Source organism: Streptomyces sp. NPDC043870, from assembly GCF_056435785.1.
In genome coordinates this window covers 273550-297008 of the sequence record NZ_JBWKDT010000002.1, presented here as the reverse complement: position 1 = coordinate 297008, position 23459 = coordinate 273550, and the positions used below count along the sequence as shown (strand labels likewise).

21 protein-coding genes are annotated in these 23459 nt (G+C 71.1%); 4 read left to right on the top strand and 17 right to left on the bottom strand.

What is annotated here, in order from left to right; all coding sequences use genetic code 11:
- Window positions 1-199 precede the first annotated feature (199 nt).
- Complete coding sequence (locus tag AC0699_RS03775; RefSeq protein ID WP_478655192.1) at window positions 200-1393, bottom strand: glutathionylspermidine synthase family protein; 1194 nt, start codon at window positions 1391-1393, stop codon at window positions 200-202.
- A 20-nt stretch (window positions 1394-1413) separates the two neighbouring features.
- Entirely contained in the window at window positions 1414-1701 is a 288-nt protein-coding gene (locus tag AC0699_RS03770) for a hypothetical protein (RefSeq protein WP_478655494.1), read from the bottom strand.
- A gap of 132 nt (window positions 1702-1833) precedes the next feature.
- On the opposite strand from AC0699_RS03770, the gene AC0699_RS03765 reads away from it, so the two are divergent.
- Window positions 1834-2769, top strand: a complete 936-nt coding sequence (locus AC0699_RS03765; protein ID WP_478655189.1) for a DMT family protein — start codon at window positions 1834-1836, stop codon at window positions 2767-2769.
- 61 nt (window positions 2770-2830) lie between these two features.
- Here the strand turns inward: AC0699_RS03765 and pdxR are convergent, their stop codons facing one another.
- Entirely contained in the window at window positions 2831-4267 is a 1437-nt protein-coding gene (pdxR, locus tag AC0699_RS03760) for a MocR-like pyridoxine biosynthesis transcription factor PdxR (RefSeq protein WP_478655187.1), read from the bottom strand.
- Window positions 4268-4314: 47 nt separating this feature from the next.
- Here pdxR and AC0699_RS03755 point away from each other — a divergent pair, with 47 nt between their 5' ends.
- Both AC0699_RS03755 and AC0699_RS03750 read left to right on the top strand, forming a co-directional pair.
- A complete protein-coding gene (locus AC0699_RS03755) occupies window positions 4315-4812 on the top strand; it encodes a carboxymuconolactone decarboxylase family protein (protein ID WP_478655185.1) in 498 nt (165 codons plus the stop codon).
- A gap of 51 nt (window positions 4813-4863) precedes the next feature.
- On the top strand, window positions 4864-5592 hold the full coding sequence (locus AC0699_RS03750) for an isocitrate lyase/PEP mutase family protein (RefSeq protein ID WP_478655183.1): 729 nt from the start codon (window positions 4864-4866) through the stop codon (window positions 5590-5592).
- A 201-nt stretch (window positions 5593-5793) separates the two neighbouring features.
- On the opposite strand, the gene AC0699_RS03745 is transcribed toward AC0699_RS03750, so the two are convergent.
- The 12 genes from AC0699_RS03745 to AC0699_RS03690 all read right to left on the bottom strand — a co-directional run bounded on the left by AC0699_RS03745 (window position 5794) and on the right by AC0699_RS03690 (window position 20189).
- Window positions 5794-6747, bottom strand: a complete 954-nt coding sequence (locus AC0699_RS03745; protein ID WP_478655181.1) for an ABC transporter substrate-binding protein — start codon at window positions 6745-6747, stop codon at window positions 5794-5796.
- Between the two features lie 32 nt (window positions 6748-6779).
- Window positions 6780-8753 carry an ABC transporter permease gene (locus AC0699_RS03740; RefSeq protein WP_478655179.1) on the bottom strand — a complete coding sequence of 658 codons (1974 nt, stop codon included), beginning with the start codon at window positions 8751-8753 and terminating at the stop codon, window positions 6780-6782.
- 52 nt (window positions 8754-8805) lie between these two features.
- Window positions 8806-9870, bottom strand: coding sequence for a quaternary amine ABC transporter ATP-binding protein (locus AC0699_RS03735; RefSeq protein WP_478655177.1), 1065 nt, complete (start codon window positions 9868-9870; stop codon window positions 8806-8808).
- Window positions 9871-9920: 50 nt separating this feature from the next.
- Complete coding sequence (locus AC0699_RS03730; RefSeq protein WP_478655175.1) at window positions 9921-11450, bottom strand: GMC family oxidoreductase; 1530 nt, start codon at window positions 11448-11450, stop codon at window positions 9921-9923.
- A gap of 31 nt (window positions 11451-11481) precedes the next feature.
- Window positions 11482-12972, bottom strand: a complete 1491-nt coding sequence (locus tag AC0699_RS03725; protein WP_478655172.1) for an aldehyde dehydrogenase family protein — start codon at window positions 12970-12972, stop codon at window positions 11482-11484.
- 375 nt (window positions 12973-13347) lie between these two features.
- Window positions 13348-13671 carry a hypothetical protein gene (locus AC0699_RS03720; RefSeq protein WP_478655170.1) on the bottom strand — a complete coding sequence of 108 codons (324 nt, stop codon included), beginning with the start codon at window positions 13669-13671 and terminating at the stop codon, window positions 13348-13350.
- A gap of 198 nt (window positions 13672-13869) precedes the next feature.
- Window positions 13870-14457, bottom strand: coding sequence for a SixA phosphatase family protein (locus AC0699_RS03715; protein ID WP_478655168.1), 588 nt, complete (start codon window positions 14455-14457; stop codon window positions 13870-13872).
- A 72-nt stretch (window positions 14458-14529) separates the two neighbouring features.
- Window positions 14530-15519 (bottom strand): malate dehydrogenase, encoded by a 990-nt coding sequence (locus tag AC0699_RS03710; RefSeq protein WP_478655166.1) that lies wholly within the window; start codon window positions 15517-15519, stop codon window positions 14530-14532.
- A gap of 166 nt (window positions 15520-15685) precedes the next feature.
- Window positions 15686-16684 carry an XRE family transcriptional regulator gene (locus tag AC0699_RS03705; protein WP_478655163.1) on the bottom strand — a complete coding sequence of 333 codons (999 nt, stop codon included), beginning with the start codon at window positions 16682-16684 and terminating at the stop codon, window positions 15686-15688.
- A gap of 601 nt (window positions 16685-17285) precedes the next feature.
- Window positions 17286-18512, bottom strand: a complete 1227-nt coding sequence (locus AC0699_RS03700) for an NADP-dependent isocitrate dehydrogenase (RefSeq protein WP_478655160.1) — start codon at window positions 18510-18512, stop codon at window positions 17286-17288.
- A gap of 64 nt (window positions 18513-18576) precedes the next feature.
- Window positions 18577-19326 (bottom strand): DUF3017 domain-containing protein, encoded by a 750-nt coding sequence (locus AC0699_RS03695; RefSeq protein WP_478655157.1) that lies wholly within the window; start codon window positions 19324-19326, stop codon window positions 18577-18579.
- A gap of 5 nt (window positions 19327-19331) precedes the next feature.
- Window positions 19332-20189, bottom strand: a complete 858-nt coding sequence (locus tag AC0699_RS03690) for a bifunctional methylenetetrahydrofolate dehydrogenase/methenyltetrahydrofolate cyclohydrolase (RefSeq protein ID WP_478655155.1) — start codon at window positions 20187-20189, stop codon at window positions 19332-19334.
- 280 nt (window positions 20190-20469) lie between these two features.
- Here AC0699_RS03690 and AC0699_RS03685 point away from each other — a divergent pair, with 280 nt between their 5' ends.
- A complete protein-coding gene (locus AC0699_RS03685; RefSeq protein WP_478655152.1) occupies window positions 20470-21081 on the top strand; it encodes a hypothetical protein in 612 nt (203 codons plus the stop codon).
- Window positions 21082-21281: 200 nt separating this feature from the next.
- Here AC0699_RS03685 and purH read toward each other — a convergent pair whose 3' ends face one another.
- Together purH and purN are read right to left on the bottom strand one after the other, a co-directional pair.
- Entirely contained in the window at window positions 21282-22838 is a 1557-nt protein-coding gene (purH, locus tag AC0699_RS03680; RefSeq protein WP_478655150.1) for a bifunctional phosphoribosylaminoimidazolecarboxamide formyltransferase/IMP cyclohydrolase, read from the bottom strand.
- Entirely contained in the window at window positions 22825-23451 is a 627-nt protein-coding gene (gene purN, locus AC0699_RS03675) for a phosphoribosylglycinamide formyltransferase (RefSeq protein WP_478655148.1), read from the bottom strand. Before purN ends, purH begins: the two co-directional genes overlap by 14 nt.
- Window positions 23452-23459: the final 8 nt, after the last annotated feature.

The window sequence follows — 23459 nt, the reverse complement described above, 5'->3', positions numbered from 1 at the left end:
TCAGCGTAGGATGGGGAATGCCCTCAATCCTGCCCCCACCCCCCCCCCCCCCCCCCCCCCCCCCCCCCCCCCCCCCCCCCCCCCCCCCCCCCCCCCCCCCCCCCCCCCCCCGGGACCCGGCGCACCGCCTGGAGGCCCATGAGGCCTCCAGGCGTCCCGGGAGGTGCTGGGACCGCCTGGGCCCTGTCCGGGACAGGACCTAGAGGATCACGTGTGGCAGGAAGCGTGCGTACTCGTCGGTGACCAGTCCGGACGACTCCCGGATCCCGAGCCCGGCGGCCTCGTCCTCGACGACCCATGCGCCGAGGACGACCCGGTTGCCGTCGAAGTCGGGCAGCGGCGCCAACTCCTGGTAGCAGCAGGCCTCTTCCCGTACGACATGGCCCGCGGCAGAACCAGTGCCCGGCTCATGGACGGTGACGCCGGCCCCTTCGCGGCCCAGCAGCGGCTTGGCGACGTAGCCGCGGGTGGCGGCGAGTTCGCGCGGGCCGTCGAGATAGGCGGGCAGCAGATTCGGGTGCCCCGGGTAGAGCTCCCACAACACCGCGAGCAGCGCCTTGTTGGACAGGAGCATCTTCCAGGCGGGCTCGATCCAGCAGGTGGTGCCGGTGCCGCCGCCGTTGTCCAGGGTGTCGAGGACGTACGGGCCGAAGCGGTCTGTGGTCAGCCACTCCCACGGGTAGAGCTTGAAGCAGCTGCGGATGAAGCGCAGCCGGTCGTCCACGAACCGTCCCGAGAGCCGGTCCCAGCCGATCCGTTCGACCGACAGGGCCTCGGTGGCGAGCCCGGCCTGCTGAGCGGTTTCGCGCAGGTACGCGACCGTCATCAGGTCCTCGCCGAGCTCGTCCCCGTCGGAGTGCACGAAGTGCACCGGGCCGGGTGGCAGCAGCGGCGCCTGCCGCTTCCAGGCGTCGACGAGCCGCTCGTGCAGAGAGTTCCACTGGTCGGCGCCGGGGAAGCGTTCCTCCATCCAGAACCACTGGGGGCTGGCCGCCTCCACGAGCGAGGTGGGGGTGTCGGCGTTGTACTCCAGCATCTTGGCCGGTCCGGTGCCGTCGTAGCGCAGGTCGAACCGCCCGTAGATGGAGGGCAGTTCGGCACGGCGCCGCCAGGACTCGGCGACCCGCCCGGCCAGCCGCCGGTCGCTGATGCCGAGGTCCGCGAAGCGGTCGTTCTCCACGATGTGCGCGGCCGCGGCCAGGCACATGGCGTGCAGCTCCTCGACGACCTCTTCCAGCGCCTCGACCTCGGGCAGCGAGAACTCGTAGTACGCGCTCTCGTCCCAGTACGGCCGCAGCGAACCGTCCGGGTAGCGGGTGAGCGGATAGATGAGCCCCTGCTCCTCGACCGTTTCCTGCCAGCCGGGGCGGGGTTCTATGGTGTGACGCTTCATCGGTACGTACGTGTCCCGGCTCAGCCGCCGCCGCTGCTGGATCCGCCGAAACCGCCGCTGTCCACGGCCGACTTGTCGTAGCTGCCGCCCGAGACCTTGCCGCTGCGGACGCTGCCGCCGTAGTAGTAACGGCCGGAGGTGTGCCCGTCCCCGTCGTCGTCCTCGCACTTGTAGTCGGGCAGGACCTCGTACGTCACGGGGTCGATGCACCTCTCGTCCGGCTCCGAGCCGCAGGACGTGAGCGTCGCCGCGAGCACCCCCATCCCGCCGAGCACCACTGTGCCCGACCTCAGCCTGCGCCGCGCCATCCCTCCGGCCTCCCCGTCCTTGTACACATCAAGCAGTCAACGAATCGCCGCACACACTAGATGGCCGCGCCGCCCGGCTGTAAGCCCGGTCCACGAACCCTCCCCAACTAGAGTCGTTTTGTGTTCTTTGGAATGCTCTGTGCGATTGCCTCCGCGGTCTGCTACGGCCTGGCCACCGTCCTCCAGGCCGTCGCCGCCCGTACCGTCGTCGATCCGGCCTCGGTGTCCGGGGTGGACCCCGCGCTGTTCCTGCGCGCGGTGCGGCAGTGGCGGTATCTCGTCGGCCTCGCACTGGACGGGGCGGGGTTCGCGCTGCAGATCGTGGCGCTGCGGCTGATCCCGATCTACGCGGTGAGCGCGGCGCTCGCCGCGAGCCTGGCGGTGACGGCGGTGGCCTCGACCCGGGTGCTGTCGGTGCGGCTCAGCCGGGTCGAGTGGACCGCGGTCGGCGTGGTCTGCGCGGGCCTCGCGATGCTGGGGCTCGCCTCGGGTCCGGAGGGCGAGACGCCCGCGCCGCCCGAGCTGAAGTGGGTTCTGCTCGGTACGGCGGTCGCGGTCCTGCTGATCGGCGCGGCCGCGGGCCGGCTGCCGGGCCGCTCCCGGGCGCTGGTGCTGGGCCTGGGCGCGGGCATCGGCTTCGGGGTGCCCGAGGTGGCGGTGCGGCTACTGGACTCGGTGGACTTCACGAACCCTGCGCTGTACGCGCTGCTGCTCGGCGGGGCGGCGGCGTTCCTGCTGCTCACCTCGGCCTTCGCGCGCGGCTCGGTGACCACGGCGACGGCGGGTCTGGTCCTGACGGAGACCCTCGTCCCCTCGGCGGTCGGCGTCATCTGGCTCGGCGACCGCACCCGGGAGGGCCTCGCCTGGCTCGCCGTCGCCGGCTTCGCGATCTCGGTGGCCGGCGCGCTGGCGCTGGCCCGCTTCGGCGAACTCCCGGCGCCGCCCGCGGCCGCGGATCCGGACCCGCCCGCGCCCGAGTCCAAGTCCGCGCCCGAGTCCAAGTCCGAATCGGAATCCGAATCCGAATCCGAATCCGCCGAAGCGAACGGCGGACCGCCGGCGGGCTAGGTCCGCTCTGGAGCCCGCCCGCAGGACGTACCCGGGGACCAGGGGCACAGCCCCGTCCCCCTCACGGCAGCACCCGGCACAGCGCGTCCAGCGCCCCCGACCAGGCGCTGTCAGAGGGGGTGCCGTAGCCGACGACGAGGGCGTCGCGGCCCGGTGGGGTGGAGGGGTGGTGGTAGCGGGAGAGGCCCTCCAGGGCGAGCCCCTGCCAGGCCGCCGCCTGGACCACCGCGCGTTCCGTGCCCGGCGGGAGTTCGAGGACCGCGTGCATCCCGGCCGCGATGCCGCTCACGCGGATGCCGGGGGCGCGTTCCGCGAGCGCCTCGACGAGCTGGTCACGACGGCGCCGGTAGCGCAGCCGCATCCCGCGTACATGGCGGTCGTACGCGCCCGACGCGATGAACTCCGCGAGCGTCAGCTGGTCCGGCGTGCCCGACGCCCAGTCCACCTCGCCCTTCGCCCCGGCGACCTCACCCGCCAGGCTCTCCGGCAGGACCATCCAGGCGAGCCGCAGCCCGGGCGCCAGGGACTTGCTCGCCGTGCCCAGATAGACGACCCGCTCGGGGTCGAGTCCCTGGAGCGCTCCGATGGGCTGGCGGTCGTAGCGGAACTCCCCGTCGTAGTCGTCCTCCAGGATCAGCCCGCCCGTACTGCGCGCCCAGTCGACGGCGGCGGACCGCCGGTCGGGGTGGAGCGCCACGCCCATCGGGAACTGGTGCGCGGGCGTGAGCAGCACCGCTCCCACCCCTTTCAGCTCCGACAGCTCCTCCGTCCGCGTGCCGCGCTCGTCGAAGGGCAGCGCGGGCAGCCGCAGTCCCGCGTCGCTCAGCCGGTTCCAGTGCAGATCGAGCCCGTACGACTCCACCGCCACCTCCCGCACCCTCGCCCTGCGTCCTGCGGACGTGGGGGGACCCCCGGCACGCAGCACCGTCGCGAGCAGCATCAGCCCGTGCACGAAACCGGAGCAGATGATGATGCGGTCCGGGTCGGTGTATACGCCACGCGCCCGGGCGAGATAGTCGGCAAGGACGGTGCGCAGCTCGATCCGGCCACGCGGGTCGCCGTAGCCGAACGCCTCGTTCGGTGCGGCCGTCAGTGCCCGCCGGGCCGCCTTGAGCCATTCGGCGCGCGGGAACGATGCCAGGTCCGGCGCACCGGGCATCAGGCTGTACCTGGGTCCGCCCCGCGCGGGGCCGGGACGCGGCGCGGGGGCCGGGGTCCTGCGCGGGCTGGGCGTGGCTCGCGGGGCGACCCTGGTACCCGAGCCCTGCCGGGCGGTGAGCCAGCCCTCGGCAACGAGTTCGGCGTACGCGTCGGCGACGGTGTTGCGCGCCATGCCCAGGTCCGCCGCGAGCGTACGGGACGACGGCAGCCGGGTGCCCGGAGCCAGCCGTCCGGTGCGCACGGCGTCCCGCAGCGCGTCCATGAGACCCGTGCGCAGACCCGTACCGCGCAGCTCGATATGGAGGTCCGCTCCGAAAGTGGCCCAGTCATCTGCCATGGAAATGGACCATACCTCTGTGCCACGCGCCTCGTACGGTGATCTCCATGACGAAGACGAACCAGAGGTACAACGCCGAGCACACGCCCCGCATCGAGTGGGCCAAGCACGCTCCCGAGGTCTACAAGGCCATGATCAAGCTTGAGGTGGCCGCCCGGCAGGGCCTCGACCCGGCGCTGCTGGAGCTGGTCAAGATCCGCGCCTCGCAGATCAACCACTGCGCGTTCTGCCTCGACATGCACACGAAGGACGCACTCGCGGCGGGCGAGTCGGTCGACCGCATCATCCAGCTGAGCGCGTGGGAGGAGTCCCAGCACTTCTACACGGCGAAGGAGATCGCGGCGATCGAGCTGACCGAAGCGGTCACGGTGCTCACGGACGGCTTCGTGCCGGACGATGTGTACGAGAAGGCTGCGAAGCATTTCGAGGAGCCGGAGCTGGCGCAGCTGATCGCCGCGATCACGGTGATCAACGCGTGGAACCGCTTCGGTGTCTCGACCCGCATGGTGCCCGGTCACTACACGCCGGGCCAGCACCAGCCCTAAGGCACCAACACTGCAGCACCAGCACTGCAGCACAGCACTGAGAGGTCTCCTATGTCGGTCAAGGACTCAGTGAGCGACTTCCGTGCCCTGCACCACGGCCGCGCGCCCGAGGACCCGCTGGTTCTCCCGGGCCCCTGGGACGCGGCGAGCGCCCGGGTCTTCGCGGACGCCGGCTTCCCGGCGCTCGCGACGCCCAGCGCGGGCGTGGCGGCGTCGCTCGGCTACGAGGACGGCGAGACGCCCGCCGACGAGATGTTCGCCGCGATCGCCCGGATCGTCCGCGCCGTGGACATCCCCGTTTCCGCGGACATCGAGGCGGGCTACGGCCTCCCCGCGAAGGAACTGGTCCAGCGGGTCCTCGACACCGGCGCGGTCGGTGTCAACCTGGAGGACTCGGGACCCGGCAAGGCCCTCGTCGAGCCGCAGCGCCAGGCGGAGCGGCTCGCGGCGGTGCGGGCGGAGGCGGGTGACGCGCTCTTCGTCAACGCCCGCGTCGACACGTTCATCCGCGGGGTCGCCGACCCGGAGGCTGCGATCGAACGGGCGCGGCTGTACGTCGCCGCGGGCGCGGACTGCGTCTACCCGATCGGTGCTCCGACGGAGGCCCTGCCGCGCCTCCGCGAGGCGATCGAGGGCCCCATCAACGTAGGCAAGTTCCCCGGCACCCCCGCCATCCCCGAGCTGGGCCGGCTCGGCGCGACGCGGATCACCTTCGGCCCGGGCCTGCTCCTGCGCACGCTGGAGTCGGTACGCGAACTGGCGACGAGCCTGCGCACCTGACCGGGGGCTCCGCGCCTCACTCGCCGGACGTGCTCGTCCTGAGCCCCGCTGGGGTCCCCCCACGCCCGCAGGGCGTGGGGGGAGAGTGAGGCAGGGGGTCCGGGGCGGCACCCCGGCCGGGACCACGGGCCCCGCCCGTCACATCTGGCCGGGACCACGGGCCCCGCCCGTCACTTCTGCCGGGACCACGGGCCCCGGCCGTCACTTCTTCGGGAGCCACGCCTTCCAGGTCGCCTCGTTCGCCTTCACCCACTTCTCCGCCGCCGCCTCCGGCGACAGCTTCTGGTCCGCGATCATCAGGGCGACCTCGTTCTGCTGCTCGGTCGTCCACTTGAAGTTCTTCAGGAACTCGGCCGCCTCGCCGCCGTTCTTCACGAAGTCCGCGTTGAAGTACTTCTGCAGCGGCGTGTTCGGGTAGGCGCAGGCCACCTTCTTCGGGTCGGCGTCACAACCCGCCTTGTTCTCCGGCAGCTTGACCTCGACCATGTCGATCTGGGCGTTCAGCCACTGCGGGGTCCACCAGTACGTAAGGAAGGGCTTCTTCTCCTTCGCGTACTTCTTGATGGCCGTGATCTGGGCGGCCTCGGAACCCGAGTAGTTCGTCTTCAGGTCCAGCTTCAGATTGTTGATGATCGCGTCGTCGTTCGTGACGTAGTCGGGCGAGCCCTCCAGCAGCTCCCCCTTGTCGCCGCTCTCAGCGGTTCTGAAGTCCTTGGCGTACTTGTTGAGGTTCTTCCAGTCCGTGACATCGGGGTGCGCGTCCGCGAAGTACTTCGGTACGAACCACCCGATGTGGCCGGTGACGCCGAGGTCGCCGCCCTTGACGACGGTCTTCTTCGTCTCGACGTACTGCTTCTCCTCCTTGGGATGGCCCCAGTCCTCGAGGATCGCGTCGGTGTCGCCCTTGGACAGCGCGTCCCAGGCCAGCACCTCGCCCATCTGCTGGGTCTTGACCGTGTAGCCGAGTTCCTTCTCCAGGATGTGCTGGGCGACGGCGACATTGGCCTGGGCGCCGACCCAGGAGGGGACGGTCAGCTTCACGGTCTTCTTGCCGCCGACGTCGTTGCTCTTGCCGGTGTCGGCGGCGCTGCACGCGGTGAGGCTGAGGACGCCGAGGGCGCCGACGACAGCGGTGGCGGTACGGAGGGTGCGCATGGTGGTGCTCCTGTCGAGAGGGTGAGTAAAGGTCAGCGGTGTTTGCGGGCGGGCTGCTGCGTGATCCGGTCCAGGACGAGGCCGAGGCAGACGATGGCGACTCCGGCCGTCATGCCGAGGCCCATCTCGCCCCGGGAGAGGCCCTTGACGACGTCGTAGCCGAGGGCCCCGCCGCCCACGAGTCCGCCGACGACGACGACGGCCAGCACCAGCACGACGCCCTGGTTGACGGCGAGCTGCAGCGCCGGGCGGGCGAGTGGCAGCTGGACGCCGAAGAGCTGCTGGCGCGTGGAGGCGCCGAGCGAGCGGGACGCCTCCAGCGCGGCCGGATCGACCTCACGCAGGCCCTGGGTGGTGATGCGGACGACGGCGGGCAGTGCGTAGACCACGGCCGCGACGATCGCCGACGTGCGCGTGGCGCCGAAGAGTGCGACGACCGGGATCAGATACACGAACTGCGGCATCGTCTGCATCGCGTCGAGCAGGGGCCGCAGCCAGCGTTCCAGCCGTCCGGCGCGGGCGCACAACACCCCCGCGAAGAAGCCCAGCACCAGCGTGATCACCAGCGCGGCGAGCACCTGGGAGAGCGTGTCCAGGGACCTCGCCCAGACGCCGAGCGCCCCGATCGCCGCCATCGCGGTGGTCGCCGTGAGCGCGGCGGCCCAGTTGCCGACGAGCCAGGCCGTGGCGGCGACGATCAGCAGCACCGACCACCACGGCAGCCAGGCCAGGGTGTCCCGCAGGGGGTTGAGGATCCACAGCGTGAACTCCCGCGCCCACACCTCGGCGAAGGTGAGGTTCTCGGTGATCCACTCCTGGGCCTTGTTGACGGGCGTGGAGATCTCGTACGTCCATGCCTCGGGCCAGGTCGTGGTCCGTACGGCGGCGGCCGCGGCGACGAGCACGCCCACCAGCGCCCAGGCGCGTCCGCCGTGCAGCCAGCTCCCCGCGGGGGCGGGCTCGCCGATACGGTCGCCCGCGGCCGCGGTCGTACGGTCCAGCCAGATCGCGATCAGCACGATCGGGACGCCCGCGGCGAACGCCTTGCCGACGTCCGTCGTCGACAGCGCCGAGTACACCTCCTCGCCGAGGCCGCCCGCGCCGACGAGCGCCGCGATGACGACCATCGACAGCGCCATCATGATCGTCTGGTTGAGGCCGAGGAGCATCTGCTTGCGGGCGAGCGGGAACCGCGCGGTCCACAGCCGCTGCCAGCTGCTCGCGCCGAGCGACGCGGACGCCTCCAGCGCGGCCGGGTCGGCGCCGCGCAGTCCGAGCGTGGTGAGCCGGGCCATCGGCGGGGCGGCGTAGATCACCGTGCAGAACAGCGCGGCGGGCGTGCCCGTGCCGAAGACCAGCACGAACGGCAGGAGATACGCGAACGCCGGCAGCACCTGCATCGTGTCGAGCACCGGCCGCAGCGCCCGGTCCACCCGGTCGGACAGCCCCGCGGCCAGCCCGATCAGCGCGCCGAGCAGGGCCGCGACCGCCACGGACACCACCATCAGCGCGATGGTGATCAGCGTGGCGTCCCACATCCCGAGCAGCCCGCACACGGCGAACACCCCGAGCGCGGTCAGCGCGACGCGTGTCCCGCGCCGCCCGAGCCCGGCGGCCCGCCAGGCGACCAGCACTCCCCCGGCGAGGACCCCGAGCCAGCCGAGCGCGTCGAGCAGCTGGTAGACGGCGTCGACCGCGTCGGTGGCGGTGTTGGACAGATGCAGCAGGAAGTAGAGGAAGAGGGGGTGGGTGTCGCGGTTGTCGATGACCCAGGCGTTGGCGTCGTCGAGCGGCTGCGAGATGTCGACGGTCAGCGCGGAGGGCCAGCCCCCGCCGCCGAGCAGGGTGATGCCGAGCACGACCAGTACGGCGACGGCCGCGACGCCTGCGACCAGCCCGCGGCGCCGTCGTACGACGTCCCGCAGCCCGCGGCCCGGCTGCTGGGACCCGCCCGCGGTGCCGGGGGTCCTGGCCGTCTTGGACACGTCGTTCACGGTGACGCTCATCGGGACCACCGCCGCAGGTTCGGGGGCAGAGTCCCCGCGTCCAGGGAGCCGTTCACGCCGCCACCCCCTCGGTCGACAGCCCCGCCACCACCGCGAGCAGCGCCGCGTGGTCGACGACGCCCACGCAGCGGCCGTCCTGCATCACCCGCGCGGGGACACCCGCGCGGGCGACCGCCTCGATCGCCTCGGAGACCGTGGCGTCGGGGGCGACGGCCGGGCCCGATTCGGGCTCTTCCGCGTCCACCGGCCGCATCGCCGTGCGGACCGTCATGACCTGCTCACGCGGCACATCGCGGACGAAGTCCCGTACGTAGTCGTCGGCGGGCGAGCCCACGATCTCCTCGGGCGTGCCGAGCTGGACGATCCGCCCGTCCCGCATCAGCGCGATCCGGTCGCCGAGGCGCAGCGCCTCGCTCAGGTCGTGGGTGATGAAGACCATCGTGCGGCCCTCCTCGCGGTGCAGCCGGATCACCTCCTCCTGCATGTCGCGGCGGATGAGCGGGTCGAGCGCACTGAACGGCTCGTCGAAGAGCAGCACTTCGGGGTCGACGGCGAGCGCCCGGGCGAGCCCGACGCGCTGCTGCTGACCGCCGGAGAGCTGCCCGGGGCGCCGGTTCTCCAGGCCTTCGAGGCCGACCTTGGCGATGACCTCGGCGGCCCTTTCGCGCCGTGCGGCCCGCCCCACGCCCTGGATCTCCAGCCCATAGGCGACGTTGTCGAGGACGCAGCGGTGCGGGAGCAGCCCGAAGTGCTGGAAGACCATGGCGGCGCGGTGCCGGCGCAGCTCGCGCAGGCGTGCCTTGTCCATCGACAGCACGTCCTCGCCGTCGATCGCGATCGACCCGGACGTCGGCTCGATCAGCCGCGTCAGGCAGCGTACGAGCGTCGACTTGCCCGAGCCGGACAGGCCCATGACGACGAACACCTCGCCCTTGCGGACGTCGAAGCTGACGTCGCGGACGGCTGCTGTGCAGCCGGTACGTTCGCGCAGCTCGGCGGGGGTCAGGGCGCCGAGCTCCGGCGAGCCGGGCACCCGGTCCGCCCTCGGCCCGAAGACCTTCCACAGCTCGCGCACCGCGAACACCGGCGGCTCTTTCGTGATGTCGTCGGCGGTCATCGGGCTCCTCGGTCTCATTGCGCTCGTCGGGCTCATCGGGCTCTTCGGGCTCATCGGGTTTCACTCACCGTCAGCAGGTCCGCGCATTTCTCGCCGACCATCAGCACCCCGATCATCGGGTTGACGGCGGGCATCGTCGGGAAGACGGACGCGTCGGCGATACGGATTCCGTCGAGTCCCCTGACCTTCAAGTCCGGGGAAACTACGGCAAGTTCATCAGCGGACGCGCCCATTCGGCAGGTACCGGCGGGGTGGTACACCGTGTGCGCGACCTTGCGCGCGTACTCGCTCAGCTCCTCGTCACCGGTGACCTCGGGGCCCGGGCACACCTCCCGCTTCAGCCAGCCGGCCAGGGGTTCCGACTTCGCGATCTCACGCGCGAGGCGGATGCCGTCGACGAGGGTGCGGCCGTCGTAATCGTCCTCGTCGGTGAAGTAGCGGAAGTCGAGCGCGGGCTTGGTCTGCGGGTCGGCGCTCGTGAGGGAGAGGCGGCCGCGGCTGCGCGGCTTGGGGATGTTGGGCGTCATCGACACCCCGTGCGGCGGGCGTTCGTAGCCGAGCCGCTCCGGGTTGTCGGTGAACGGTATTTGGTAGAAGTGGAACATCAAGTCCGGGCCCCGCTGCTCCGGGTCCCGCCGGACGAACAGCCCGGCGTCCGAGTCCATCGCCGAGTTCTCGGGTATCGGCCCGTGGGTTTCCCACACGATGACCGATTCGGGATGGTCGAGGAGGTTCTCGCCGACGCCCGGCAGATCGTGGACGACAGGGATGCCGAGTGCCTCCAGGTCGCCCTTCGGGCCGATACCGGAGTGCAGCAGCAGCCTCGGGGTGTCCACCGCGCCCGCGCAGACGATCACTTCGCGCCGCGCCTCGACGAGCAGTTCCTCGCCGTCCTTGGTCCGCACCCGGACACCGCGCGCCCGGGTGCCCTCCAGCTCCAGCCGGTACGCCCAGGTCTCCAGCATCAGGGTGAGGTTCGGCCGCCGGTCCATGACCGGGTGGAGATAGGCGACGGACGCGGACGACCGCTTGTTGTTCTCCGGGTGGTACGCGAGGTCGAAGAAGCCGACGCCCTCGTCGAAGGGCTTCTTGTTGAAGCCTTCCACGCGCGGGACGCCGAGCGCGGTCCGGGCGGCGTCGACGAAGTCGCGGGCGATGGCGTTACGGTCCGCCTCGTCGACCGGCACGATGTGGTTGAGCAGCCGGTCGTAGTACGGGTCCATGGCGGCGGCGTGCCAGCCCTCGGCCCCGGCCTCCGCCCACTCGTCCCAGTCGGACGGCAGCGGCTTGAAGGCGATGAGGGTGTTGTGCGACGAGCAGCCGCCGAGGACGCGGGCGCGGCTGTGCCGGATGTGGGAGTTGCCGCGGGGCTGCTCGGTGGTGGGGTAGTCGTAGTCGAGCTCGCCGCCGAGGAGCCCCATCCAGCGGCGCAGCGTGAGGACGTCCTCCCGGTCGACGTCGCTCGGGCCGCCCTCGATGACGGCGACGGTGACGTCCGGGTTCTCGGTGAGACGGGCGGCGATCACCGATCCGGCGGTGCCGCCCCCGATGACGACATAGTCGTACTCGGTCATGTGCATGTACTTCCTTGCTCCCCGTGTTCAGCCGTGTTCAGCCCGCGAACCAGCGCACGGGGCGCGGGGCGAGGTTCTGATAGATGTGCTTGCTCTCGCGGTATTCGGCGAGCCCGGCGGGGCCGAGCTCCCGGCCGATGCCGGACTTGCCGAAGCCGCCCCACTCAGCCTGGGGGAGGTAGGGGTGGTAGTCGTTGATCCAGACGGTGCCGTGGCGCAGCCGCCCCGCCACGCGCCGGGCGCGCCCGGGGTCTCCACTCCAGACGGCACCCGCGAGCCCGTACTCGGTGTCGTTGGCGAGCGCGACGGCCTCGTCCTCGGTGCGGAACGTCTCGACGGTCAGGACCGGGCCGAAGACCTCTTCGCGGACGACGCGCATCTCGCGGTGGCACTGGTCGAGGACGGTGGGCCGGTAGAAGTACCCCTCGTACCCGGGACCGTCGGGCCGCACGCCGCCCGCCCGCAGCACGGCTCCTTCGGCGAGCGCGGAGGCGACGTACTCCTCGGTCTTCGCCAGCTGCTGCGCGGATACGAGCGGTCCGCACTCGACGCCCTTGTCCGTACCGCGGCCGATGCGGATCTTCTCGGCGCGGCGGGCGAGTTCGCCGACGAAGCGCTCGCGCAGGGACTCCTCGACGATGAGGCGGGAGCCGGCCGAACAGACCTGGCCGCTGTGGATGAACGCGGCGTTGAGCGCCTGGTCGACGGCGGTGTCGAACGCCTCGTCGGTGGTGCAGGCGTCCGCGAACACCACGTTGGGGTTCTTGCCGCCGAGCTCCAGGGCGACCTTCTTGACGCCGGCGGCGGCGGCACGCATCACCTTGGTACCGCTGGCGAGTCCGCCCGTGAAGGAGACGAGGTCGACGTCGGGGTGCTCGGCGAGGCGCGCGCCGACCGGGTCGCCGGGGCCGGTGACGATGTTGGCGACGCCGTCGGGCAGGCCCGCCTCGGCGAGCAGCCGGACGAGCGCGACCGTGGTGAGCGGGGTGATCTCGCTCGGCTTGATGACGAAGGTGTTGCCGGCCGCGAGGGCCGGGGCGATCTTCCAGCTGGCCTGGAGGAGGGGATAGTTCCAGGGGGTGATCAGAGCGCACACCCCGACCGGCTCGTGCACGACCACGCTGTGGATGTCCGGGGACCCGGCGTCCACGACGCGCCCGTTCTCGTTCATGACCAGGTCGGCGAAGTACGCGAACGCGTCCGCGACGCAGTCGACGTCGACGCGCCCTTCCTCCGCCGTCTTGCCGGCGTCCCGGCTCTCGAGCAGCCCGAGCTCCTCGCGGTCCCGCCGCAGCAGCCCGGCCACGCGCCGCAGCAGCGCGGCCCGCTCGGCCACCGGTGTACGGGGCCACTCACCCTGGTCGAACGCGCTGCGAGCGGCGGCGACCGCGGCGTCGGTGTCCTCGGACCCGCCTTCCGCCACGACCGCGAAGGGCGTGGCGTCAGCGGGGTCGAGGATCTCGCGCGTGGCTCCGGAGGCGGCTTTGCGCCACTCTCCGCCCACGTGGATGGTCAGTTGTGCCGACACGTCGCGTTATGCCTTCCGTTCCCGTTATGTCTCCCACCAGCGAGAACTGGTGATCGGGGCGCCTGCCCCGGAGGGCGGAAAGCATGCGCGGGGCATGGCCGGAAGTAATGCGGGTCACTCCACGCGAGATCGCCGACGAGGCCGTCGGCCGGTCCGTCGCGGGTCCACCGCCGGGTTCGTCCTGCCCGCGGAGCCCCGGCGTCGCCCCGACGGCCATGCGCCTGCGCGCGACCGTGGCGTACGCGGCCGCCCCCTCCCGGCCGTTCATGATCGCGTACATGCGCCGGTCGTGGCGCGACACCGTCTCCGTCGGGGCGGGGAGGATCATCCGGGCGATCGACCCGTTCCAGCACTGCGAGGGCTGCGACCGGCCCTTCAGATCCCCGGAGCCCGGCCGCTGCCGGGACTGCCGGGGTGGATCTGGCGCCTGACCACGGACCGGCGTCCCTCAACCGCCAGTTCCGCCAGCGCGAAGCAGCCGACGCACAGCACGAGCAACCCGGAGATCAGCTCGGCAGTGTTGACGAAGCCGAGCAGAGCGCCTCCCGACGGAGCCGAGACCGCCGCGAAGTCCATCCAGCCGCTGGAGCTGAAGGCGGCGCCCACACCGGTCCACGCCATCGCCAGCGGTACGCGCATGCGCACCGCGCCCCACCGGCGGAACACCAGCGCGTACAGGCCCGCCGCGCCGAACAGCACACCTGACTCGACTCTTGACTTCCGACAAATCGGGAGGATACTGACCTCTACACCGGACAACCGGAGAGAGCCGCACCCGTCGGCGGAGACGTCCACCGACCCGCGTGACCCTTCCCACGGCTCTGGCTAGGCCCCCGGCAGAACCGCACGAGGACCGGCGCTTCAGCGACGACTGAGGTACACGGAAATCGAGGCGGACTACCGGGGACTGTTTTGTGTCCGGCCGGTGGTCCCGGTGTCTGTCCGGCCGGTCTTCGCTCCTCTGGCGACGACGAAGGCCGTCAGCCGTGCGGTGCCGAGGCCGAGCCCCGCCCAGCCGCCGCTGAGGCCGAGCACCGCGAAAGCCGATGTCGGGAACTTCTCGCTCATCCGGGCCAGGGCGTCGCCCTCGGCCTCACCGGTGAGCCCTCCCGCCAGGTCCTCCATGCCCGGGTTGTGGCCGACCAGCAGGACCGTCCCCACATCTTCGGGCACCTCCCGCAGGACGCCGACCAGCTCCGCCGGATCCGCCGCGTACACCCGTTCCTCGTAGCGCACCGGCACCTCCGTGCCCAGCTGCGCGGAGGCGAGGTCCCAGGTCTCGCGCGCCCGCCGGGCGGTCGAGCAGATCACCAGGTCGGGCACGCACCCCGTCTCGCGCAGGAGCCGTCCGGCCGCCGGGGCGTCCCGCCGGCCGCGCGGCGCCAGCGGTCGCTCGTGGTCGGCGACGTCCGGCCAGGCGGACTTGGCGTGCCGCAGCAGCACGAGACGGGCGGCGTCTCGCTCGTTCCTGGGACCGGGTTCCATGGGCCCAGGCTCGCAGAGAGCGCTGTGGGGCGCTACGCGGCCGCGCAGCGCCCCACAGTCCGTAGCGGGAAATCAGATGAGGCCGAGGCCGCGCACCGCGTCGCGCTCCTCCGCCAGCTCCGCGACCGACACGTCGATGCGGGTGCGGGAGAACTCGTTGATGTCCAGGCCCTGGACGATCTCGTACTTGCCGTCCTTGCAGGTGACCGGGAAGGAGGAGATCAGGCCCTCCGGGACGCCGTAGGAGCCGTCCGACGGGATGCCCATGGAGGTCCAGTCGCCCTCGGCGGTGCCGTTGACCCAGGTGTGGACGTGGTCGATCGCGGCGTTCGCGGCCGAGGCGGCCGAGGACGCGCCACGGGCCTCGATGATCGCGGCGCCGCGCTTGGCGACGGTCGGGATGAACGTGTCGGCCAGCCAGACCTGGTCGTTCACGACCTCCGCGGCGTTCTTGCCGGCGATCTCCGCGTGGAAGATGTCCGGGTACTGGGTCGCGGAGTGGTTGCCCCAGATGGTGAGTCGCTTGATGTCGGAGACGGCGGCACCGGTCTTGGCGGCCAGCTGCGAGATCGCGCGGTTGTGGTCGAGGCGGGTCATCGCGGTGAAGCGCTCGGCCGGTACGTCCGGGGCGGCGGCCTGCGCGATGAGCGCGTTGGTGTTGGCCGGGTTGCCGACGACGAGGACCTTGATGTCGTCCGCGGCGTTGTCGTTGATGGCCTTGCCCTGGGGCTTGAAGATGCCGCCGTTGGCCTCCAGCAGGTCGCCGCGCTCCATGCCCTTGGTCCGGGGACGGGCGCCGACGAGCAGCGCGACGTTGGCGCCGTCGAAGGCGACGTTCGGGTCGTCGCTGATGTCGATGCCCTGGAGCAGCGGGAAGGCGCAGTCGTCGAGCTCCATGGCGGTGCCCTCGGCGGCCTTCAGGCCCTGCGGGATCTCCAGGAGGCGGAGCTTGACCGGCACATCCGCGCCGAGCAGGTGGCCGGAGGCGATGCGGAAGAGCAGCGCGTAGCCGATCTGGCCGGCCGCGCCGGTGACGGTGACATTCACGGGAGTGCGGGTCATGGCGATCTCCGTAAGACAGCTGGCGGTGGGGGTCCCTACCCCTGATGCTGGATATCTCCACCGTACTGATCGATCTCTCGACGTGAAGAGATATCCAGCGGCCAGGCTATCGGACCGGGACCCCTGTGGACCGCCACCCCCTTGTGGCCCGGCTCACGGGAGCGGCTCACTGCTCCTTCGTGCAGCCCTTCGTGCCCGTGGTGAGCGTCGCGCACGCCTTGGCCTCGGACTCGTCGGTCACGGCGACCATGGGGGTGTACGCGTCCTTGTCGGCGTTCACGAGGCCGTTCCGGGTCGCGTCCCCCGCGGCTATCGAGACCTTGTCGCCCGGCGTCGCCTGGGTGATACGGGCCCACGCGGCCGCGCACGTCTTGCTGTAGCGCACCTCGACGAGGGCCGTGCCGACCTTCACCCGCGAAGCGGTCGTGGCGAACTCACCGCCGCACCCCATGGTCTCGGGGTCCTGGCCGGTGCAGTCGGCACCGGAGCACTTGACCCCCGCCGGCAGCTGCGGATCGCTGGTCGTGGGAGCGGCGGTGGGCGTGGCGGCCACGTTCTTGCCGCCGTCGCCGCCGTCCCCGCCGCCCCCGAGATCGGTCAGCAGGACGGCCGCCGCGATCACCAGCAGCGCGCCGACGACACCCGCGAGGAACATCGTCATCTTGCGCCGTCCGCGCCCCTGGTCGGGGGACGCGGGAGCGGCATGCCCACCGGTACGGGGCGGCGGAACGGAGCGGCCACCGCCCTGCACGGGGACGTACGGCTCGTGCTCGGGACCGGTCGGGGGCGCGGCGGTCCGCGAGGCGCCGGGCTGCCCGGTCGGCCCGAACTCACCCAGCGCGGCCCGCGCCTGGGAGATCCGGATGGCCTCCATGGTCATGTCGTGACGCATCTCGGCGCGGCTCCAGGCGCGCTCCGCGAGCTCCCACATGGTCGTGAGGTGGAGCGGGTTCGTCCCCGTCACCTCGGCGAGTGCGACGATCGCGCCCTTGGGTGCGAGCAGCCGCCCGTTCAGATAGCGCTCCCACGACGTCTTGCTGTAGCCGGTACGGTCCGCGACCGCGGCGATGCTGAGCCCGCTGCGGTCGACGAGCCGGCGCAGCTGGCTGGCGAACTCCCTGACCTGCGGGTCCAGTTCCTCCGGTAGCGCCTTCCAACGAGGCATTACTTCCCCCCTTGTCCCCCGAACGTGCCTGATGTGCCCCGCGCTGTGGTGCCCCCTGCCACGCCCTCGGGCGGCCGTCACGGACTCGTACGAGTTACGGACTCGTCCGCGTTGTGGACTACCCAGAGGGATGCGCGGAGCCAGGATGACAGTTCCTGACCCCGGGGCGCACGGGGGGCATTCGGGACATTGGCGTACCCCCGCGTGCGCCCCTGCCCTGAAGCCCGCCCCAGTCTCGCATCCGTTGCCCGACGATCACACCATGGCGGAACCGTCACTTCCGTGCCACAGGCCCCGGACCTTTCTTGTGTCTGTTTGGCGCGTGCATGACTCTGGATCACGAGACGGCGCCCGTCCTCCCTCGGGGGAGAGGACGGGCGCCGTCACGGCGGATCGGCGTGCACAGCGCGTGCCGACGCGAAGCAGCATCGTCGGCCTGAAGACGTGGCACGCGCTGAACCCCGGCTGCTGACCCCGGAACGCGGTGGCCCGCCCCCGGTTCGTACGGGGACGGGCCACCGTCCGGGGTCGCGGCGCGAGAGGCATCAGAGGATCAAGCGAACGGTCAGGCAAGAACTCAGGCAAGGGCGCAGGCAAAGGCTCAGGCGGCGGCCATGGCCATCTTCTTCTCCAGGTTGGAGTCCAGCGCCTCCAGGAACTGCTCCGTGGTCATCCACGGGGTGTCCTTGGAGATCAGCAGCGCCAGGTCCTTCGTCATCTGGCCGCCCTCGACGGTCTCGATGCAGACCTCCTCCAGGGTCTGCGCGAACCTGGTGACCTCGGGGGTGCCGTCCAGCTTGCCGCGGTGGGCGAGGCCACGGGTCCAGGCGAAGATCGAGGCGATCGGGTTGGTCGAGGTCGCCCTGCCCTGCTGGTGCTGGCGGTAGTGGCGGGTCACCGTCCCGTGCGCGGCCTCGGCCTCGACGGTCCTGCCGTCGGGGGACATGAGCACCGAGGTCATCAGGCCGAGCGAGCCGAAGCCCTGCGCGACGATGTCCGACTGGACGTCACCGTCGTAGTTCTTGCAGGCCCATACGTAGCCGCCCTCCCACTTCAGGGCCGAGGCCACCATGTCGTCGATGAGCCGATGCTCGTAGGTGAGCCCCTTCTCCTCGAACTCGGTCTTGAACTCGTTGTCGAAGATCTCCTGGAAGATGTCCTTGAAGCGGCCGTCGTACTTCTTCAGGATCGTGTTCTTCGTGGACATGTAGACCGGGAAGCCGCGGGCCAGGCCGTAGCGGAACGAGGCGCGCGCGAAGTCGCGGATCGACGCGTCCAGGTTGTACATCGACAGCGCGACACCGGCACCCGGGAACTCGTACACCTCCAGCTCGACCGGATCGGAGCCGTCCTTCGGGGTGAAGGTCATGGTGAGGGTGCCCTCGCCCGGGACCTTCAGGTCGGTTGCCCGGTACTGGTCGCCGAAGGCGTGACGGCCGACGACGATCGGCTTGGTCCAGCCCGGGACCAGCCGTGGCACGTTGTCCATGATGATCGGCTCGCGGAAGATCACGCCGCCGAGGATGTTGCGGATGGTGCCGTTGGGCGAGCGGTACATCGCCTTGAGGTTGAACTCCTCGACCCGCGCCTCGTCGGGTGTGATCGTGGCGCACTTCACACCGACGCCGTACTCCTTGATGGCGTTGGCGGCGTCGACCGTCACCTGGTCGTTGGTGGCGTCGCGGTGCTCGATGCCCAGGTCGAAGTACTTCAGCTCGACATCGAGGTACGGCAGGATCAACTTGTCCTTGATGAACTGCCAGATGATGCGGGTCATCTCGTCGCCGTCGAGCTCGACGACGGGGTTGGCTACCTTGATCTTGGCCATGAGCTGGACCGTCCCTCTCGGGCTTCGTGCTGGTTGGCCCCCCGGCTCTCCGCGTACGCGCCGCCTAACGCACGGTGAAGTGATGGACCGCGTCCTCCAGGAACGGGATCTCCAGCCAGGGACGCGGCTGGACCATCAGGGCGAGCAGCACGATCACGGTGCCGAGCAGGCCGTACGTGACCATGTCGGTGAAGCGTGAGCGCACCGCAAGCATGCCCACGGAGGGCAGCGCGCGGCGCAGCGCCGCGCCGGTGAGCAGGGCGACGCCGACGAGAATCGTGCCGACCCGGAAGGCCTGGTCGAACGGATCCGTGCCGACGATCAGCAGCCCGAGCGCCGTCATCCCGAGCACGGTCAGCAACGGCCACTGCCGCGCGGGCGCGGGCGCGTCCCCGGACGCTGCCCGCCCGCCGCCCTCGGGCCGCGCGGTGTCCCGCGTGACGGCCGGCGGCCGCCGCGACTTGCTCCCTGCGCGCTCGGAGACGGCGTGGCCGTTGGCCGCCGCCCGCTCGGAGCCGGCCTGCCCGTTGTCCGCGGCCCCCTCGGAACCGGGCACGTGGCCGTTGGCCGCGGCCTGCTCGGAGGCGGCGTGGCCGTTGGCCGCCGCGCCGGTCGCGCCCGAGGCGCTGCTGTCCGGCGACGGGGTCGTAGCGCGTCCGCGACCGTCCGGCTCGGCGGCCGACCGCCCGTTCGCCGACCCGTTCGCCGACCCCTTCGCCGGCCCGGGCCAGGGCCCGGTGCCGTTCACCGGAGCGTCGGGTGCCGCCCGGTCGGCGGCACCAGGGCCGGTCTCGTTGTTGTCCGGGGTGGTCATGGCTGTCAGTCCGCGGACGCGAGCTCGGCCGCCTCGACGACATTGACCAGAAGCTGGGCCCGGGTCATCGGGCCGACGCCGCCCGGGTTCGGGGAGAGCCAGCCGGCGACGTTCGCGACGTCGGGGTGGACATCGCCGACGATCTTCCCGTTGCCGTCGCGGCTGACGCCGACGTCGAGGACGGCCGCGCCCGGCTTCACGTCCTCCGGCCGGACCAGGTGGGCGGAGCCCGCCGCGGCGACGATGATGTCGGCCTGGCGCAGATGCGCGGAGAGGTCACGCGTACCGGTGTGACACTGCGTGACCGTCGAGTTCTCGGAGCGGCGGGTCAGCAGCAGCGGCAGCGAGCGGCCGATGGTGGTGCCGCGGCCGACGACGACGACGTGCGCGCCGTTCAGTTCGACGCCGTACTGACGCAGCAGCCGGATCACGCCGTACGGCGTGCACGGCAGTGGGGCCGGCTCGTTCAGGACGAGACGGCCGAGGTTCATCGGGTGCAGCCCGTCCGCGTCCTTCGCCGGGTCGATCAGCTCCAGCACCCGGTTCTCGTCGATGCCCTTCGGCAGCGGCAACTGCACGATGTAGCCCGTGCAGTCGGGGTTCGCGTTGAGCTCGCGTACGACCGCCTCGATCTCGTCCTGCGAGGCGGTGTCGGGCAGTTCGCGCTGGATGGAGGCGATCCCCACCTGCGCGCAGTCGCGGTGCTTGCCCGCGACGTACTTCTGGCTGCCGACGTCGTCGCCGACCAGCAGGGTCCCGAGGCCGGGCGTGATGCCCCTGGCCTTGAGGGCCGCCACGCGGGCGGTCAGATCGGACTTGATCGCGGCTGCGGTGGCCTTGCCATCGAGAATCTGGGCGGTCATGCCCCCATCCTCGCGGATGACCCCTCCCCTGTTCCAATTCGAGCCGTCGTCACCGGTCCGGCAGCCCGTCCACACGGCTCCGTCACCGGTCCGCCGAGCGGTGCACGAGGTTGCACTTGCACAACACATTCGGATACCGACTGGACAAAAACTCGGCCTTAATACCACGATGAGCCGCGCAGTGCCGCGGGCAGTGTCGGGGGGCAAACCGCTTGTTTTTGTGAACTTTCCTCCTGTCAGGACCGCGCCGTCCCCGCAAATCCCACGGAGGAATCCCGCCATGAGCTTCGGCGACCCGAACAACCCCTACGGCCAGCAGCAGGGCCAGCCTGGCTACGGCCAGCAGGGCCAGCCGGGCTACGGCTACCCGCAGGGCCCGCAGCAGCCGCAGCCCGGATACGGCTACCCGCAGGCCCCGCCCGTCCAGCAGCCGTACGGCGGTGGCTACCCGGGCGTCCCGGTGGAGATGCCGGGTGGGGTGAAGGCCGCGCGTGTGATGCTCTACATCCTGGGCGGCCTGCAGGCGGTCGGCGCGGTCATCACCGTCGTCGCCGGCGCGGCGATCATGGATGCGATCTCGGGCTCCTCCGAGATCTCCGGTGCGGACGCTGACGCGGCCGCCGGCATCGGCATGGGCGTCATGGTGTTCGTCGCGCTCCTCGTTCTCGGCTTCGCGCTGTGGGGCATCCTCACGGCCGCCAAGTTCCACACCGGCGGCAGCGGCATCCGTATCTCGGCGATCGTCTACGGCTCTGTGATCACGCTGTTCAGCCTCATCAGCCTGCTCGGGGCGAACATCTTCGCCCTCATCAGCCTCGTGCTGGGCATCCTGATCATCGTCTTCTGCGCCAAGTCGGACGCCTCCACCTGGTTCGGCCGTCCGCGCTACTGACGCGACGCCCGGCAAGACACAGAGGGCCGTAACTTCCGCCTCACGGCGGAGGGTTACGGCCTTCTGTGCGTGTGCGAGGCGAGCCACCGAGTAGGTGCACGTGCGGCCTGCCGGTGTTTCAGTACCGTGCGGGCCGTCACGCGTCATGATTCACGCGTCATGTGTCATGTGGCATGCGTCGTGCGTAACGCGTCGCGCGCTCAGTGGAAGAAGTGCCGCGTCCCCGTGAAGTACATCGTGACGCCCGCCTTCTGCGCGGCCTCGACGACCTGCTCGTCACGGACCGAACCGCCGGGCTGGACCACGGCCTTGACTCCGGCCGCGGTCAGGATCTCGAGGCCGTCCGGGAACGGGAAGAACGCGTCGGAGGCCGCGTACGCGCCCGCCGCACGCTCCTCGCCCGCCCGCTCGACGGCGAGCTTCGCGGAGTCGACGCGGTTGACCTGGCCCATGCCGACACCGACCGAGGCGCCGCCCTTGGCGAGCAGGATCGCGTTGGACTTGACGGCTCGGCAGGCCTTCCAGGCGAAGGCGAGTTCGGCCAGCTCCTCGGCGCTGAGCGCCTCGCCGGTGGCGAGGGTCCAGTTCGCCGGGTCGTCACCGTCGGCCTGGAGCCGGTCGGTGACCTGGAGCAGCGCGCCACCGTCGATCGGCTTCAGCTCGACGGGCGCTGACGGGGCGTCGGGGCAGCGCAGCACGCGGATGTTCTTCTTGCGGGCCAGCACCTCGACCGCGCCGTCCTCGTAGTCCGGGGCGACGATGACCTCGGTGAAGATCTCGGCGACCTGCTCGGCCATCGCCACGGAGACCGGGCGGTTGACCGCGATCACACCGCCGAACGCGGAGAGCGGGTCGCAGGCGTGGGCCTTGCGGTGCGCCTCGGCGACGTCGTCACCGATCGCGATGCCGCACGGGTTGGCGTGCTTGATGATCGCGACGCACGGCTCGGCGTGGTCGTACGCGGCACGGCGCGCGGCATCCGTGTCCGTGTAGTTGTTGTACGACATCTCCTTGCCGTGCAGTTGCTCGGCCTGCGCGAGGCCGCCGCCCGCCTCGGTGACGTACAGCGCGGCGTCCTGGTGCGGGTTCTCGCCGTAGCGCAGGACGTTCGAGCGCTCGTACGTGACACCGAGGAAGTCGGGGAAGAGGCTCTCGTCGGCCGGGGCGTACGAGGAGGCGAACCAGGAGGCGACGGCGACGTCATACGCGGCCGTGTGCTGGAACGCTTCGGCGGCGAGGCGCTTGCGGGCGGTGAGGTCGAAGCCACCGGACGCGACGGCGGTGAGGACATCGGCGTACCGCTCGGGGCTGGTGACGACCGCCACGGACGGATGGTTCTTGGCGGCGGCACGGACCATCGAGGGGCCGCCGATGTCGATCTGCTCGACGCACTCGTCGGGGGTCGCGCCGGAGGCGACGGTCTGCCGGAACGGGTAGAGGTTCACGACCACGAGGTCGAAGGGCTCGACGCCGAGCTCCGCGAGCTGCTCGCGGTGGCTGTCGAGGCGGAGGTCGGCGAGGATGCCGGCGTGCACGCGCGGGTGCAGGGTCTTGACGCGGCCGTCCAGGCACTCGGGGAAGCCGGTGAGCTCCTCGACCTTGGTGACCGGGACCCCGGCCGCGGCGATCTTCGCGGCGGTGGAGCCGGTGGAGACGAGCTCGACGCCGGCTTCGTGGAGGCCGCGGGCGAGCTCCTCCAGCCCCGTCTTGTCATAGACACTGACCAGCGCGCGACGGATGGGCTTATTCACCGACATGAACCTTTCGTCCCTCAATGCGGTAGCCGTTTCGGGCGAGACGCCCCACGACCTCGACGAGCAGCTGACGCTCGACTTCTTTGATGCGCTCATGGAGAGCGGCTTCGCCTTCTTCTGTGTCCTCTTCGACCACCTCGACCACGCCCTGCGCGATGATCGGCCCGGTGTCGACACCGTCGTCGACGAAGTGGACGGTGCATCCGGTGACCTTCGCCCCGTACGCGAGCGCGTCACGCACTCCGTGGGCACCGGGAAAACTGGGCAGCAGGGCGGGGTGGGTGTTCACGAACCGACCGCCGAACCGGGCGAGGAAGTCCTTGCCGACGATCTTCATGAAGCCGGCCGAGATAACGAGATCCGGCTCGTACGCGGCGGTGGCCTCGGCCAGCGCGCGGTCCCACTCCTCGCGGGTCGCGTAGTCCTTCACCTTGCGGACGAAGGTGGGGAGCCCGGCGTCGCGGGCGCGGTCGAGGCCGGCGATGCCGTCGCGGTCGGCCCCGACCGCGACGATCTCGGCGCCGAAGCCTTGCGGATCGTCGCCGATGGCGTCGAGCAGCGCCTGGAGGTTGGTGCCGGATCCGGAGACCAGGACGACGAGGCGGGCGGCAGCCACTGGGGGAC